Here is a 15220-nt window from a genome sequence, read left to right as displayed (position 1 = left end):
GGTGCTCTCCGGCAGGTGCGCGAATGAAGGGCGGGGTCGCGTGCAGTACGTGGCGTGCTGAAGGGCGTCAGCCCTGCGAAACGCACCCCCACCCATCCAGCCGTCCGCTGTAGGGAATGGCTTCGGTACCCAGCAGGCCTTCGAAGCCGGCGATGTTGTGGTGGGTCGGCACCATCAGCGGGTGCACCAGGATCTGCCAGGGGAACTCGTCGTTGCCTTCGTAGCGGGCGAAGGACACCTTCTGTTCGTTCTTGAGCAGGTGCACGGCAAAGGCAATGGCCACGTCTTCGGTGGGGAAGATCAGCGCGAAATCCACCTCGCGGGGAATCGACAGGTCATCACCGTCCTGCAGCATGTTCCACAGCACATCGCCGTTTTCGTCTTCCGGGTACAGGATCAGGTCGCGGGACATGGCACTCCAGGGGTTCAGCAGGCCGATCACCGGCAGATGCACGATGGTATGTCGGCGGCGAACACGCGAACAAGCGACGCGCGGCCCGCAGCGTCCGGCGCTACGCCGATTCCACCGCCTGCAGCCACGCCAGCTTGCGCGCCCGCGGCTGGCGCTTGAGCTGCCATTCGGCCTTGGAGGCGGTGGCGCGGTCCGGGTAGGCGCGCATCGCCAGCAGCTTCACCGGCGGATTGGCGCGGGTGTATTTGGCCCCCTTGCCGTCCACATGGGCCTGGAAGCGGGCCGCCACGTCGTTGCTGATGCCGGCGTAGTAGCTGCCGTTGCGGCATTCCAGCAGGTAGACGTACCAGGGGGCGGGTTCAGCGGGCATACCGGGATTATCCACCGGCGCGGGGTCGCTGGCTGCTAGAATCCGGCCCGGATGCAGGAGAGAGGCGCCGCGCTGGCGCCCGCCGAAGGCGCAGGCTCCCATAATCGCTCAGGCCGGTGGCTGCACAGCCACCAACCATGCATCCGACACGCCGATCTGGAGAGAGGTCTTCAATGACCCGCCGAAGGGGCACGTGGCCTTGGCCACTGAACTCTCAGGCAAAAGGACAGCGGGAGCGGCAACGGAATCCCATCCCACGACAGTGCCCTGCGCTGGCGTGTGGTGTGCGTGGTTCCGTCCTCGCCTGCCGTTGCCCGGAGTTCCCGCCATGCTGCTCTCCCTGATTTACCTCATCGCCATTTCCGCCGAAGCCATGACCGGCGCACTGTCGGCCGGGCGGCGGCGCATGGACCTGTTCGGCGTGGTGATCATCGCCTGCGTCACCGCGCTCGGCGGCGGCTCGCTGCGCGACATCGTGCTGGGCCACTACCCGCTGGGCTGGGTGAAACACCCGGAGTACCTGGGCTTCACCATCTGCGCGGCCTTGATCGCCACCTGGGTGGCGCGCTGGATGCACCACTTCCGCCGCACCTTCCTGGTGCTGGACGGACTCGGGCTGATCTGTTTCACCCTGATCGGCTGCGCGGTGGCGCGCGAGGCCGGCCACGCCGCACCGATCGTGCTGATCTCCGGGATGCTGACCGGCGCCTTCGGCGGCGTGCTGCGCGATGTACTGTGCAACGAGGTGCCGCTGATCTTCCAGAAGGAACTGTATGCGGTGATCACGCTGTTCACCGGCGCGGCCTACTTGGGCCTGCTGGAACTGGGCGTGTCGCTCAATGCGGCCACGCTGTGGTGCCTGGGCGGTGGCTTCCTGCTGCGCCTGCTGGCGATCCACTTCAACTGGGAAATGCCCAAGTTCGTCTACCGCGACGAGGTGCATTGAACGGAACGTTCAATGCACCTGTAGCGCCCGGCCGTTGGCCGGGCGACCTTGTACCGGCCAACGGTCGGTACCGCAGCGTTCATTGCATCCCATGACCAAGGGCATGTGAGCGCAGACTGCCGCACGCGGTAACATGACGCCCCCGACCCTCCCGGGTCGGCATCCAGCCACGCTGCGGCATTCGACCAGCGGCCCCGCCAGACAACCCCACTTCGCCCCGCCTGCCCCCACGGGCCGGTAAACCATGGACGCGTTCGCCGTATGGCGCACGCGCAGGATGCCCCATGTCTGCCCCGCTGCCCTCGCGTTCCCGTCGTCTGTTCAAACCGCTGTTGGTCGTGGCCGTGCTGGCCGCCGCCGCCATCGCCTGGCGCGTGCTCGCGCCGGCACCGGCCGCCGACGCGGCGCCTGCCGCTGCCGCCACGCCCGTCCGCGTGGCCACCGTCGTACGCGAGGACCTGGTGGTACGCCTGAAGGCGCTGGGCACCGTCACCCCGTTGCACACGGTGAGCCTGCGCAGCCGCGTGGATGGCGAACTGCTGCGGCTGTCGTTCCGCGAGGGCGAGCACGTCAAGGCCGGCGCCCTGATCGCCGAGATCGATCCGCGCGCCTACCAGGTGGCGCTGTCGCGTGCGCTGGGCACCCAGCAGCAGAACCTGGCCGAGCTGGACAACGCCCAGGCCCAGCTCAAACGCTATGAAGAACTGCAGCGCAGGCACTTCGTCTCCGCGCAGGACCTGAGCGACCAGCAGAGCAAGGTGCGCCAGCTGCAGGGTCGTCGCCAGACCGACCAGGCCGCGGTCGATGAAGCGCGCCTGCAGTTGCAGTACACCCGCATCACCGCACCGGTTGCGGGCCGCATGGGCCTGCGCAACGTGGACGTCGGCAACCTGGTGCGCAGCAGCGATACCGAACCGCTGGCCACCATCACCCAGACCACGCCGATCAGCGTGCTGTTCACCGTGCCCGAGCCGGACCTGCCGGCCGTGGTGGCCGCCGTGCGCGCCGCGCCGGAACTGCGCGTGGAAGCGTGGGATCGCGAAGAGCGCCAGTCGTTGGGCGGGGGCGTGCTGTCCAGTCTGGACAACCGCATCGATACCGCCACCGGCACGCTGAAGCTGCGCGCGCAGTTCGCCAACGCCGACGAGGCACTGTTTCCCAACCAGTTCGTCAACATCCGCCTGCAGGTGAGCAGTGCCGATGCGCTGGTGATCCCCAATGCGGCGGTGCAGTTCGGCAGCAAGGGCAACTACGTGTACGTGATCGCCGCGGACAACACCTCGCACCTGCGCAACGTGGTGCTGGGCCCGGCCGAGGGTGAGCGCGTGTCGGTGCGCGAAGGGCTCAAGGCCGGCGAGCGGGTGGTGGTGGAGGGCATCGATGGCCTGCGCGAAGGCGCCAAGGTAGAGGTGGTCAGCCAGGATCCGCCGCGGACCGAGGCATGAACCTGTCGCGTGTCTTCATCGAGCGCCCGGTAGCCACCACGCTGCTGATGGTGGCGCTGCTGCTGTCCGGGGTGATGGCGTACCGGCTGTTGCCGGTGGCGGCGCTGCCGCAGGTGGACTATCCGATCATCCAGGTCACCACGCTGTATCCCGGCGCCAGCCCGGGGGTGACCACCAGCGCGGTGACCGCACCGCTGGAGCGCCAGCTCGGGCAGATTCCCGGGCTGAAGCAGATGTCTTCGACCAGCTCCGGTGGCGCATCGGTGATCACCCTGCAGTTCTCGCTGCAGGTCGCCCTCGGCGTGGCCGAGCAGGAAGTGCAGGCGGCCATCAATGCCGCCGACAGCTTCCTGCCCGACGACCTGCCGGTGCCGCCGGTGTACCGCAAGGTCAACCCGGCCGATACCCCGATCCTGACGCTGGCGGTGACCTCGCAGGGGCTGTCGCTGCCGCAGGTGCATGACCTGGTGGATACGCGCATGGCCCAGCGGCTGTCGCAGTTGCCGGGCGTGGGCCTGGTCAGCCTGGCCGGCGGCCAGCGCCCGGCGGTGCGGATCCAGGTGAATCCCTCGGCGCTGGCCGCCAACGGGCTGAGCATGGCCAGCATCCGCACGGCGGTGGGCGCGGCCAACGTCAACCTGCCCAAGGGCAGCTTCGACGGCCCCACGCGCGCGATCATGCTCGATGCCAACGACCAGATGCGCTCGGTAAGCGAGTACCAGGCGTTGATTCTCGCCTACAAGGACGGTGCGCCGCTGCGGCTGGGCGATGTGGCCAGCATCGAAGATGGCGCCGAGAACCGGCAGCTGGCCGCGTGGTCGGGCACCACGCCGGCAGTGCTGATCAACATCCAGCGCCAGCCCGGGGCCAACGTGATCGCGGTGGTGGACCAGGTGCGTGCGCTGTTGCCGCAGCTGCAGGCCTCGCTGCCCAAGGGCGTGGACGTGGCGGTGCTGAGCGACCGCACCGAGTCGATCCGCGCCTCCATCCGTGGCGTGCAGCACGAGCTGCTGATCGCCATCGCGCTGGTGGTGATGGTCACCTTCGTGTTCCTGCGCAACCTGCCGGCCACGATCATTCCCAGCATCGCGGTGCCGCTGTCGCTGGTGGGCACCTTTGGGGTGATGCTGCTGGCCGGGTTCTCGCTCAACAACCTGACGCTGATGGCGCTGACCATCGCCACCGGTTTCGTGGTCGACGATGCGATCGTGATGCTGGAGAACATCGCCCGCCATATCGAGCGCGGCGCCAGCCCGATGCAGGCCGCGTTGAAGGGCGCGAAACAGATCGGCTTCACCCTCATCTCGCTGACCGTATCGCTGATCGCGGTCCTGATCCCGCTGCTGTTCATGGCCGATGTGGTCGGCAAGCTGTTCCACGAGTTTGCGATCACCCTGGCGGTGGCGATCGGCATTTCGCTGCTGGTGTCGCTGACCCTGACCCCGATGATGTGCGCGCGCCTGCTCAAGGCCGGGCATGCCACGCGTCGCGATGCGGACGGCCGGGAGTCGTCGCAGCAGGGCGACCCGTTCGACCGCGTGGTGGCTCTTTACGACCGCCAGCTGCAGTGGGTGCTGCAGCACCAGCCGCTGATGCTGGGCGCCACGGTGGCCACGCTGCTGCTTACCGCCGCGCTGTATGTGTGGGTGCCCAAGGGCTTCTTCCCGGTGCAGGATGCCGGGCTGATCCAGGGCATCAGCGAAGCGCCGCAGTCGATCTCGTTCCAGGCCATGGCGCAGCGCCAGCAGGCGCTGGCCGATGCATTGCTGGGCGATGAAGACGTGGCCAGCCTGTCGTCCTTCATCGGCGTGGATGGCAACAACGCCACGCTCAACAGCGGGCGGCTGCTGATCGAACTGAAGCCGCACGCACAGCGCAGCAGCGACGCGCAGGCGATCATCGCGCGGCTGCAGCAGCGCGTGGCGCGCGTGCCGGGCATCCGGCTGTACCTGCAGCCGGTGCAGGAACTGGGCATCGAGGACCGGATCAGCCGCACCCAGTACCAGTTCACCCTGACCAGCCCGGACAGCGACCAGCTCGCGCAGTGGACATCGACGCTGCTGGCGCACCTTCAACAATCGGCCGCCTTGGCCGATGTGGCCAGCGACCTTCAGGATCAGGGCCTGCAGGCGCATGTGCTGATCGACCGGGCAGCGGCCGCGCGGCTGGGCATCAGCGTGGATGCGGTAGCCGATGCACTGTACGACGCGTTCGGCCAGCGCCAGATTTCCACCATTTTCACCCAGGCCAACCAGTACCGGGTGGTGCTGGAAGCGCGCCCGGCTGTGGCGTTCGGGCCGGATGCGATCGCGCGCCTGCATGTGGCCGGCGCCGATGGCAAGCAGGTACCGTTGAGCGGCATCGCACGGATCGAACAGCGTCCGGCGCACCTGCTGGTCAACCACGTGGGCCAGTTCCCGGCGGTAACGTTCTCGTTCAACCTGGCGCGCGGTGCCTCGCTGGGTGAGGCGGTGGAGGCGATCGAAGACGCACGCGCGGCGATCGGCCTGCCGGCGGGCGTGGAGTTGCGCCTGCAGGGGGCGGCCGATGCGTTCCGCGCGTCGCTGTCGAGCACGCTGTGGCTGGTGCTGGCCGCGGTGGTGGTGATGTACCTGGTGTTGGGCGTGCTGTATGAGAGCTTCATCCACCCCATCACCATCCTGTCCACCCTGCCCTCGGCCACGGTCGGCGCGCTGCTGGCGTTGCTGCTGAGCGGGCGCAGCCTGGACCTGATCGCGGTGATCGGCATCGTGCTGCTGATCGGGCTGGTGAAGAAGAACGCGATCATGATGATCGACTTCGCGCTGGAGGCCGAGCGCGAGTCCGGCATGGCGCCGCGCCAGGCGATCCACCAGGCCGCGCTGCTGCGCTTCCGCCCGATCCTGATGACCACGCTGGCCGCGCTGTTCGGTGCGATCCCGCTGATGTTCGCCAGCGGCTCCGGCGCGGAGCTGCGCCAGCCGCTGGGCGTGGTGATGGTGGGCGGGCTGATCGTCAGCCAGGTGCTCACCCTGTTCACCACGCCGGTGATCTACCTGTTCTTCGACCGCTTCCGGCAACGGCCGATGGCCGTGGCCGACGATGCGGCCGAGGCCCACGCGTGAGTCCGCTGTCGCGGGCGATCGGCTGGTTTGTGCACCACCCGGTGGCGACCCTGCTGTTGTCGGTGGCGGTGGTGCTGGCTGGCCTGCTGGGTCTGCGGCTGCTGCCGGTGGCGCCGCTGCCGCAGGTGGACTACCCGGCCATCAACGTCAGCGCCAGCCTTCCCGGGGCCAGCCCGGAGTCGATGGCCGCCAACGTGGCCACGCCGCTGGAACGCGCGCTGGGCACCCTCCCGGGGCTGAGCCGGATCGACTCGGCGAGTACCCAGGGCTCGACCCAGATCGAGTTGCAGTTCGAACTTGGCCGCGACGTGGACAGCGCCGCGCGCGACGTGCAGGCCGCGATCAATGCCGCCCGCGCGCAGCTGCCCAGTGGCATGCCGGGCATGCCCCAGTACAGCAAGGTCAACCCCTCGCAGGCACCGATCCTGGCGCTGGCGCTGAGTTCGGACAGCCTCTCGCCCGGGCAGATTTTCGATGTGGCCTCCACGGTAATCGCGCAGAAGCTGGCGCAGATTCCCGGCGTCGGTGAGGTGCAGGTCGGCGGAAGCTCGCTGCCGGCGGTGCGCGTGTCGCTCGATCCCAACGCGCTCAACCAGCGCCGCGTGGCGTTGGACGACGTGGCTGCGGCGATCCGCAACGCCAACGCGCTCAAGCCTCTGGGCACCGTGGCCAGCCAGGGCCGGCAATGGCAGCTGGACGCAAGCCTGCAGCTGCGTAGCGCCGCCGAGTACCGTGCGTTGATCATCGCCATGCGCGACGGCCGGCCCGTGCACCTGCAGGACGTGGCGACGGTGAGCGAAGGGGTGGAGGACCGCTACGCCAGCGGCTTCCACAACGAACGCCCAGCCGTGCTGCTGATCGTGAGCCGGCAGCCGGACGCCAACATCATCGAGACCGTCGATGCGATCAACGCGCAGATGGACACCCTGCAGGCACTGCTGCCGGCCAGCATCGACATGCAGGTGGTGATGGACCGCTCGCCGGTGATCCGCGCCACCCTGCGCGAGGCCGAACTGACCCTGCTGCTGGCCATCGCCCTGGTGGTGCTGGTGGTGCTGGCCTTCCTCGGCCATTGGCGTGCGGCGCTGGTGCCGACCCTGGCCATTCCGGTGTCGTTGCTGGGCGCGCTGGCGGTGATCGCCCTGCTGGGCTTCTCGCTCAACACGCTCTCGCTGATGGCGTTGATCGTGGCGGCGGTGCTGGTGGTGGACGATGCCATCGTGGTGCTGGAGAACATCGCCCGCCATCGCGAAAACGGGGCATCGCCGATGGACGCGGCGCTGCGCGGTGCCGGTGAGGTGGGCGCCACGCTGTTGTCGATGAACATCGCGCTGGCCGTGGTGTTCGTCTCGATCCTGTTCCTGGACGATTTCGTGGAGAAGCTGTTCCGCGAATTCTCGCTGACCCTGGTGGCGGCGATGGGGGTGTCGCTGTTGGTCTCGCTCAGCCTGACCCCGATGCTGTGCGCGCGGCTGCTCGGGCGTGAACGGCCCGGCGCCGGTAACGCGCTGCAGCGTGGCGGTACCGCGCTGTTCGAGCGTCTGCGTGGCGGCTATGTGACCAGCCTGCAGACAATGCTGCGCTGGCTGGCCGTGCCGTTGCTGCTGTTCGCGGCGGTGATCGGCCTGAACGTGTGGCTGTTCCAGCAGGTGCCCAAGGGCATTGTGCCCAAGCAGGACACCGCGCAGCTGCGTGGCTTCGCGCGCGGCGATGACGGGCTATCGTTCCAGGTGATGCAGCCCAAGATCGACGCCTACCGCAAACTGCTGCTGGCCGACCCGGCGATCAGCGACATCATCGGCTATATCGGCGGGCGCAGCGGGGTCAACAATGCGTTCATCATGATCAAGATGAAGCCGCTGGCCGAGCGCAAGGTGTCCAGTCAGCAGGTGATCGACCGCCTGCGGACGAACATGCCGAAAATTCCTGGCGGCGGCCTGTTCCTGTGGGTGGACCAGGACATCAAGCTGGAAGGCAGCGGCGACAGTGGCCAGTACGAGTTCCAGCTGCTGTCCGGCGAACTGGCGCCACTGCGGCAGTGGGCGCCCAAGGTCGCCAACGCACTGCGCGCCCTGCCCGAGCTGGTGGATGTGGAATCCAAGGGCGACGAAGGCATGCGCCAGGTGGTGCTGGACATCGACCGCGACGCCGCCGCGCGGCTCGGCGTGGACATGCGCATGATCGCCTCGGTGCTCAACAACGCCTTCAGCCAGCGCCAGGTGGCCACGCTGTACGACACCCTCAACCAGTACCGCGTGGTGATGGAACTGGACCCGCGTTATACCCAGGACCCGTCCACGCTCGACCAGATCCACGTGATCGGCAAGGACGGCCAGCGCCTGCCGTTGTCCTCGATTGCCAGCTGGTCCTATGGCATGGCGCCGGACCGCATCTACCACAGCCAGCAGTTCGCCTCGGTGTGGATCGAGTTCGCGCTGGCGCCGGGCGTCACCCTGGACCAGGCGGTGAAGGCGGTGGACCGGGCGATGGCCGGGATCATGTTGCCTACCCATGTGCAGGCCAGGCTGAGTGGCGAGGCCGGTGGCTTCGAAAAACTGCGCGAGCGGCAGCTGTGGCTGATCGTGGGTGCCATGCTGGCGGTGTACCTGGTGCTGGGTGTGCTGTACGAGAGCTTCCTGCAACCGCTGGCGATCCTGTCCACCCTGCCCTCGGCCGGCGTGGGGGCGCTGCTGGCACTGATGGCGTTCGGCAATGCGTTGAACCTGATCTCGCTGCTGGGGCTTTTCCTGCTGGTGGGCGTGGTGATGAAGAACACCATCCTGATGATCGACTTCGCGCTGTCGGCCGAACGCGAGCGCGGGTTGCCGTCGTACGACGCCATCTGCGAAGCGGCGCGGCTGCGTTTCCGGCCGATCCTGATGACCAGCGTGGCGGCGCTGCTGGGCACGTTGCCGTTGATGCTGGCCACTGGCGAGGGCTGGGAGATGCGCCAGCCGCTGGGCATCGCGATCGTAGGCGGGTTGCTGGTGAGCCAGTGGTTGACGTTGTACACGACGCCGGCGATCTATCTGGCGTTGGCGCGGTTGCGGCGCACCCCGTGATCACCGGGCCCGCGACACACCTCCGGTAGAGCCACCCCATGGGTGGCTGCTCGTCCGCCGCGGTCCGCGTGCAGCCACCCATGGGGTGGCTCTACACCTGGTAACGTCTTGGCCGGATGGGCGGACACGCGGCATTTGCGCGGCTGCCGCGCACCCCGTGATCATCGGACCCGCGACACCCCTCCGGTAGAGCCACCCCATGGGTGGCTGCTCGTCCGCCGCGGTCCGCGTGCAGCCACCCATGGGGTGGCTCTACACGCGGTAACGTCCTGGCGGGATGGGCGGACACGCGTGATCAACGTGTTCCTGCGCGCGCGACGCGCGTGGTTGGCCGCGCTGCCGTGCGCGCGGCTGCCGCGTTACGCGGCCTCGCTGATCCGGGCCGCGCGGCGCGCGCGTACCGCGTCGGCCAGGCTTTCCAACACCGCCAGCGAGCTCTCCCAACCAATGCAGCCATCGGTGATGCTCTGGCCGTAGGTCAGCGGCTGCCCGTCGACCAGATCCTGGCGACCGGCCACCAAGTGGCTTTCCACCATCACCCCGACGATGCGCTCTTCGCCGTTGGCCAGCTGTGCGTTGATGTCGGCGATGACCTTGGGCTGGTTTTCCGGGTTCTTGCTGCTGTTGGCGTGGCTGGCATCGATCATGATGCGCGCGGCCAGGTGCGACTTGGCCAGGGTCTGACTGGTCGCTTCCACATGCGTGGCGTCGTAGTTGGGCGTCTTGCCGCCGCGCAGGATGACGTGGCAATCCGGGTTGCCCGCCGTGGCCACGATGGCGGTGCCGCCTTCCTTGGTGACCGACAGGAAGTGGTGCGGGTTGGAGGCCGCACCGATCGCGTCGGCGGCGATCTTGATGTTGCCATCGGTGCCGTTTTTGAAGCCGACCGGGCACGAGAGGCCCGAGGCCAGTTCGCGGTGCACCTGGCTTTCGGTGGTGCGCGCGCCGATGGCGCCCCAGGCGACGAGGTCGGCGATGTACTGCGGGGAGATCACGTCGAGGAACTCCACGCCGGCCGGCAGGCCGAGCTTGTTGATATCACGCAGCAGGCCGCGCGCCACACGCAGGCCCTTGTTGATGTTGAAGCTGCCGTCCAGGTCCGGATCGTTGATCAACCCCTTCCAGCCCACGGTGGTACGCGGCTTTTCGAAGTACACGCGCATGACGATTTCCAGCTCGTCAGCAAAGGCATCGCGCAGCGGCTTGAGGCGCTGGGCGTACTCGATGGCGGCGACCGGATCATGGATCGAGCACGGCCCGATCACCACCGCCAGGCGGTCGTCGCGGCCGTGCAGGATCTCGTGCAGGGCCGCGCGCGAGGCGCTGACCGTGGCGGAGGCTTCATCGTCGCAGGGCAGCATGGCCAGCAACTGGGCCGGCGGGGTCAACGGTTCGATCTTGCGGATGCGCAGGTCATCGGTGTGCGGGGGCATGGGGAAAACTCCTTGGAAGTGGGGGTCCCCAGCGCGGCGGCAACAAAAAAGCCGCCAGGTGCGCTGGCGGCTTTCGGGAATGCGTCTGAAGCTTTCTTCAGGGTGAGCGCATGCCTTCCTCCGCCGGTGGCTTCGGAAAGTAATACCAAAAGTAGGAATTGGCGTGGCGTGCGTTCATTGGGGAGTATTGATAACACAGCTTCTGCGCGGCGCAAAATGTTTCAAACGCAACTGGCCAGCGGCATTCAGCCGTGGCCGCGACGTCGCTATGCCTTGGGCAACGCAGCCAGCTCGGCCAGGTGCTGCTGCAACCCACCCGCGCCGCCGACGACATGCGTAGTGGTGAAATAGCTGTGCCAGCCGGTGGCATCGATCGCGGCCAGCAATGCATCCGCGTCCTGGCGTTCGCTGCACTGCCATACCGCATAGAACTGCTCGGCACGGGTATGCGGCACGTCCTGGTCGATGGGACCCATCGCCAGTGGCGTGATCCTGGCCGGGTCCACGTGCTGCATGCCTGCGCCGATGCGGGCGAAGAAGGCCGCACGCGACAAGGCGTCGAGCGCGGTCCAGGCGGGGGTGGCGGTGTAGAGCTCGATCAACATGTACGACATGGCATTCCCAGGGTCAGAGTGAGCGCAACGCGCGCTTGCGAATGTAGGTATTGGCGAGATGGTCGGCATGCCGCAGCTGCCAGCCATCGCACAGCGCACGCACCCAGTCGGGCTGGCTCTTGCCGGCATCGTTGAGCCAGTTGCCCACCGAGTCCTGCACGTAGCGCGATGCATCGCAGCACAGCGCATCGAGCAGCGCGGCCGCGTGCTGTGGTTCCTGCTTGAGCAGCGTGATATGCGCCGCCCACACCCCGCGCGGGCGCAACGCTTCGCACGCGAAGCGGCGCACGTTGGGCGAAGGATCGGCGGTCCACGGCTGCAGATGCATGAGCACCCGCAGCGGCTCGGCGGCGATGTGCGGGCGTACGGCCAGCCACGCCCATTCGCGTACGCCGAAGTGGCTGTCATCGGCGAGCGCGCGCAGCGCATCGAGTTTGTGTTCCAGCGACAGGCGCGGGTCGCTGCCGATCAGGTAGCAGGCCCAGCCACGCACGGTGTCGCTGGTGTGCGTGGACCAGTGCGTGGCATCGCCAAGCGCGTGTGCGCGCAGCAACGTGGCCGCGCCCTGCATGCGCAGGGTGATGCCGCTGCTGGCGGCCTTGCGCATGTTGGCCACGGCAGCCGCCGGCAGTGATGGGGCGACGTTGCTCAGGAGACGGGCGAAGTCCACGGCGAGGACCTCGGCCAGGTGGGTAGCCTCGGCATTGCCACCATCGAGTTGTGCGCGGCGTTCGCGCGACAACGCCTGTGGTTTCATGCGGCGCTCCCGGCATCGGTTCGCGCCCATATCCGGCACAGCATGCCGCTGAGCAGCGTGCGTTCTTCGTCGCTGAGATCGGCGAACAGGGTACGGATCCACTGCGTGTGCTGGTCAAACAGCTCAACCGCGAGGGCTTGCCCTGCGGCGGTGAGGCTCACGTTGACCCGACGCTTGTCGGCCGGATCAACGTGACGCTCCAGCAGTGCATCGCGCTCGAGACCATCCAGCAGGCCGGTGACAGTGGCGCGGGTGACACCGGCGCGCTCGGCCAACTGATGCGGCGACAGCGCTTCGTCCGCGCCCTGCAGTAGGAACAGCATCACGAAGCGGCCCTCGCTCAGGCCCAGCGGTGCGAGCCGGTGGGCACAATCCTGGTCGATCGCGCTGGCCAGCGACAGCAGCTGGAAGCACTGTGACAAGCCGTCGAGTTCGGACTGTCCGCGGCGTTTGAGTTCGGTCAGGAAAGCGTGGTGTTTAGGTTCGAGCACGATGCGTCGACAACATGATTAGTCACCTAATCATATCGTCAACTTCGCGGACTGCAATGTTCATTGACGGACGCCCCGCTGATTTGCGCTGGGACAATCGTAATTCCCATCGCGCAACGAAAAACCCCGCCTTTCGGCGGGGTTTTTCGTACTGCGTTGGCGCATGGCGGGTACCGACCAACGGTCGGTACCTACCGGACCGATGCGTGCCGGCCGGGGGCCGGCGCCGGCATCAGAAGTCCATGCCGCCCATGCCACCCATACCGCCCATGCCGCCACCGCCGGCGCCAGCGCCGTCATCCTTCTTCGGGGCATCGGCCACCATGGCTTCGGTGGTGATCATCAGGCCGGCGATCGAGGCCGCGTTCTGCAGGGCCGAACGGGTCACCTTGGTCGGATCCAGGATGCCGAACTCCAGCATGTCGCCGAACTCACCGGTGGCGGCGTTGTAGCCGAAGCTGCCGGTGCCTTCCTTGACGCGGTTGACGATGACCGACGGCTCTTCACCGGCATTGGCCACGATTTCGCGCAGCGGGGCTTCCATCGCGCGCAGGGCGATCTGGATGCCGTGGTTCTGGTCTTCGTTGGCACCCTTCAGGCCGCTCAGCGCGGTGACCGCACGGACCAGCGCGACGCCGCCGCCCGGGACCACGCCTTCTTCAACGGCTGCACGGGTAGCGTGCAGGGCGTCGTCGACGCGATCCTTCTTTTCCTTCATTTCGATTTCGGTCGAGGCACCGACCTTGATCACGGCAACGCCGCCGGCCAGCTTGGCCACGCGTTCCTGCAGCTTTTCGCGGTCGTAATCGGACGAGGTGTCTTCGATCTGGGTCTTGATCTGGGTGACACGCGATTCGATGTTGGCCTTCTCGCCGGCGCCATCGATGATCGTGGTGTTTTCCTTGGAGACCTGCACCTTCTTGGCGCGGCCCAGGTCCTTGATCGTCGCCTTTTCCAGCGACAGACCAATTTCCTCGGAGATCACGGTGCCGCCGGTCAGCACGGCCATGTCTTCCAGCATCGCCTTGCGACGGTCGCCGAAGCCCGGTGCCTTGACGGCCACGACCTTGACGATGCCACGGATGGTGTTGACCACCAGGGTCGCCAGCGCTTCGCCTTCGATGTCTTCGGCGATGATCAGCAGCGGCTTGCCGGACTTGGCCACGCCTTCCAGCACGGGCAGCAGGTCGCGCACGTTGGAGATCTTCTTGTCGTGCAGCAGCACGTACGGATCGTCCAGGTCAGCGGTCTGCGACTGCTGGTTGTTGATGAAGTACGGGGACAGGTAGCCACGGTCGAACTGCATGCCTTCGACGACGTCCAGCTCGTTTTCCAGGCCCGAGCCTTCTTCAACGGTGATCACGCCTTCCTTGGTCACGCGGCGCATCGCTTCGGCGATGATGTTGCCGATCGATTCGTCGGAGTTGGCCGAGATCGTACCGACCTGGGCGATCGCCTTGTCGTCGGTGGTGGGCTTGGAGATGTTCTTCAGCTCGGCGACGGCGGCGATGACGGCCTTGTCGATACCGCGCTTGAGGTCCATCGGGTTCATGCCGGCCGCGACGGCCTTGGCGCCTTCGCGGATCAGGGCCTGGGCCAGCACGGTGGCGGTGGTGGTGCCGTCGCCGGCGTCGTCGTTGGTGCGGGAAGCAACTTCCTTCACCATCTGCGCGCCCATGTTCTCGAACTTGTCAGCCAGTTCGATTTCCTTGGCGACAGACACGCCGTCCTTGGTGATGGTCGGGGCGCCGAAGCTCTTTTCGAGCACGACGTTGCGGCCCTTCGGGCCCAGGGTAGCCTTGACGGCATTGGCGAGCACGTTGACGCCGCGCACCATGCGCGAACGGGCATCTTCACCGAAACGAATATCTTTGGCAGCCATTGCGATTACCTTTTATGTGGAGCCGGGCCAAGCCCGGCTGCTTGAATGGGGGAGATTGCGGAAGCGCCGGCACGGGCCGGCGGCATCACTCAGCCGAGGATGGCGAGGATGTCGTCTTCGCGCAGGACCTTGTACTCGACGCCTTCGGACTTGTAGCTGCTGCCGGCGTACTGGCCGTAGATGACCTTGTCACCGACCTTCAGCGACGGCGCGCGGACGCTGCCGTTGTCCAGGGGCTTGCCCGGGCCGACGGCCACGACTTCACCCTTGGTCGACTTTTCCTTGGCGGAATCCGGAATCACGATGCCGCCGGACGAGATTTCGTCGGCTTCGATCGGCTTGACTACGACGCGGTCATGAAGCGGCTTGATGCTCATGTGAGACCCTTTTAAGTTGTTGATTGGTCTAGGAAAGTCTGGCGATGTTAGCAGTCACCCAGGGCGACTGCCAACCACGCTCACGAAAAAACCCGACGGTGCGGGTACGGAGCAGAGATGGTGCTGGGCGCGCGCCTTTCAAGGGGGAGGGTCGAAATTTTTCCGGGCTGCGTTTGGGGCGAGGGCAAAAGCAAAAGCAACGCATCCTGTCCCCGTTCGGGACTGCCGCGAGCGTGAGGGCCCCGTCGCGGCCGGTAGGCYCCTGGCGCAAATGTCCCCCGGCCTGGCGGCCTCCTCCTTTATTTTGCCCAGGAGCCTACCGCCCGC

Annotated in this window: 12 protein-coding genes and 2 riboswitches; of the genes, 4 read left to right on the top strand and 8 right to left on the bottom strand. The window is 67.0% G+C overall.

All coding sequences use genetic code 11. The features are described 5' to 3' along the window. Window positions 1-67 precede the first annotated feature (67 nt). The gene (locus tag AC1DR7_RS05835; RefSeq protein ID WP_256775954.1) at window positions 68-412 is read right to left on the bottom strand and encodes a ribonuclease E inhibitor RraB; all 345 of its coding nucleotides are present in this window, start codon (window positions 410-412) and stop codon (window positions 68-70) included. Between the two features lie 100 nt (window positions 413-512). Then, a complete protein-coding gene (locus AC1DR7_RS05830; protein WP_457318156.1) occupies window positions 513-782 on the bottom strand; it encodes a GIY-YIG nuclease family protein in 270 nt (89 codons plus the stop codon). A gap of 44 nt (window positions 783-826) precedes the next feature. Beyond that, a riboswitch (glycine riboswitch) is annotated at window positions 827-920 on the top strand. An 8-nt stretch (window positions 921-928) separates the two neighbouring features. Beyond that, window positions 929-1020, top strand: a riboswitch (glycine riboswitch). 90 nt (window positions 1021-1110) lie between these two features. Between AC1DR7_RS05830 and AC1DR7_RS05825 the strand changes: the two genes are divergently transcribed. From AC1DR7_RS05825 to AC1DR7_RS05810, 4 genes are all read left to right on the top strand, one after another. Then, window positions 1111-1728: a trimeric intracellular cation channel family protein gene (locus AC1DR7_RS05825; RefSeq protein WP_457318157.1), complete on the top strand. Its 618-nt coding sequence runs from the start codon at window positions 1111-1113 to the stop codon at window positions 1726-1728. 284 nt (window positions 1729-2012) lie between these two features. Continuing rightward, entirely contained in the window at window positions 2013-3173 is a 1161-nt protein-coding gene (locus tag AC1DR7_RS05820; RefSeq protein ID WP_256775957.1) for an MdtA/MuxA family multidrug efflux RND transporter periplasmic adaptor subunit, read from the top strand. Further along, entirely contained in the window at window positions 3170-6277 is a 3108-nt protein-coding gene (locus tag AC1DR7_RS05815) for an MdtB/MuxB family multidrug efflux RND transporter permease subunit (RefSeq protein ID WP_457318158.1), read from the top strand. The genes AC1DR7_RS05820 and AC1DR7_RS05815 overlap by 4 nt, the downstream gene beginning before the upstream one ends. Beyond that, entirely contained in the window at window positions 6274-9339 is a 3066-nt protein-coding gene (locus AC1DR7_RS05810; RefSeq protein ID WP_478052653.1) for an efflux RND transporter permease subunit, read from the top strand. The genes AC1DR7_RS05815 and AC1DR7_RS05810 overlap by 4 nt, the downstream gene beginning before the upstream one ends. A 359-nt stretch (window positions 9340-9698) precedes the next feature. Here the strand turns inward: AC1DR7_RS05810 and aroG are convergent, their stop codons facing one another. From aroG to AC1DR7_RS05780, 6 genes are all read right to left on the bottom strand, one after another. Then, complete coding sequence (gene aroG, locus AC1DR7_RS05805; RefSeq protein ID WP_457318160.1) at window positions 9699-10772, bottom strand: 3-deoxy-7-phosphoheptulonate synthase AroG; 1074 nt, start codon at window positions 10770-10772, stop codon at window positions 9699-9701. A 266-nt stretch (window positions 10773-11038) separates the two neighbouring features. Next, on the bottom strand, window positions 11039-11386 hold the full coding sequence (locus AC1DR7_RS05800; RefSeq protein WP_457318161.1) for a DUF6616 family protein: 348 nt from the start codon (window positions 11384-11386) through the stop codon (window positions 11039-11041). A gap of 13 nt (window positions 11387-11399) precedes the next feature. After that, window positions 11400-12143, bottom strand: a complete 744-nt coding sequence (locus AC1DR7_RS05795; RefSeq protein WP_457318162.1) for a DNA alkylation repair protein — start codon at window positions 12141-12143, stop codon at window positions 11400-11402. Then, complete coding sequence (locus AC1DR7_RS05790; RefSeq protein WP_457318163.1) at window positions 12140-12634, bottom strand: MarR family winged helix-turn-helix transcriptional regulator; 495 nt, start codon at window positions 12632-12634, stop codon at window positions 12140-12142. Before AC1DR7_RS05790 ends, AC1DR7_RS05795 begins: the two co-directional genes overlap by 4 nt. 232 nt (window positions 12635-12866) lie before the next feature. Continuing rightward, window positions 12867-14516: a chaperonin GroEL gene (gene groL / locus AC1DR7_RS05785; RefSeq protein ID WP_256775964.1), complete on the bottom strand. Its 1650-nt coding sequence runs from the start codon at window positions 14514-14516 to the stop codon at window positions 12867-12869. 89 nt (window positions 14517-14605) lie between these two features. After that, window positions 14606-14893, bottom strand: coding sequence for a co-chaperone GroES (locus tag AC1DR7_RS05780; protein WP_256775965.1), 288 nt, complete (start codon window positions 14891-14893; stop codon window positions 14606-14608). Window positions 14894-15220: the final 327 nt, after the last annotated feature.

This window comes from Stenotrophomonas sp. P5_A9 (assembly GCF_056400525.1).
The sequence above is the reverse complement of the archived record's forward strand: the minus strand, read 5'-3'. Positions and strand labels throughout refer to the sequence as shown.

Excerpts from the sequence above, each read along its gene's own strand:
- AC1DR7_RS05835 (WP_256775954.1), bottom strand. The coding sequence starts at position 412 with ATGTCCCGCGACCTGATCCTGTACCCGGAAGACGAAAACGGCGATGTG.
- AC1DR7_RS05830 (WP_457318156.1), bottom strand. The coding sequence starts at position 782 with ATGCCCGCTGAACCCGCCCCCTGGTACGTCTACCTGCTGGAATGCCGC.
- AC1DR7_RS05825 (WP_457318157.1), top strand. The coding sequence starts at position 1,111 with ATGCTGCTCTCCCTGATTTACCTCATCGCCATTTCCGCCGAAGCCATG.
- AC1DR7_RS05820 (WP_256775957.1), top strand. The coding sequence starts at position 2,013 with ATGTCTGCCCCGCTGCCCTCGCGTTCCCGTCGTCTGTTCAAACCGCTG.
- AC1DR7_RS05815 (WP_457318158.1), top strand. The coding sequence starts at position 3,170 with ATGAACCTGTCGCGTGTCTTCATCGAGCGCCCGGTAGCCACCACGCTG.
- aroG (WP_457318160.1), bottom strand. The coding sequence starts at position 10,772 with ATGCCCCCGCACACCGATGACCTGCGCATCCGCAAGATCGAACCGTTG.
- AC1DR7_RS05800 (WP_457318161.1), bottom strand. The coding sequence starts at position 11,386 with ATGTCGTACATGTTGATCGAGCTCTACACCGCCACCCCCGCCTGGACC.
- AC1DR7_RS05795 (WP_457318162.1), bottom strand. The coding sequence starts at position 12,143 with ATGAAACCACAGGCGTTGTCGCGCGAACGCCGCGCACAACTCGATGGT.
- groL (WP_256775964.1), bottom strand. The coding sequence starts at position 14,516 with ATGGCTGCCAAAGATATTCGTTTCGGTGAAGATGCCCGTTCGCGCATG.
- AC1DR7_RS05780 (WP_256775965.1), bottom strand. The coding sequence starts at position 14,893 with ATGAGCATCAAGCCGCTTCATGACCGCGTCGTAGTCAAGCCGATCGAA.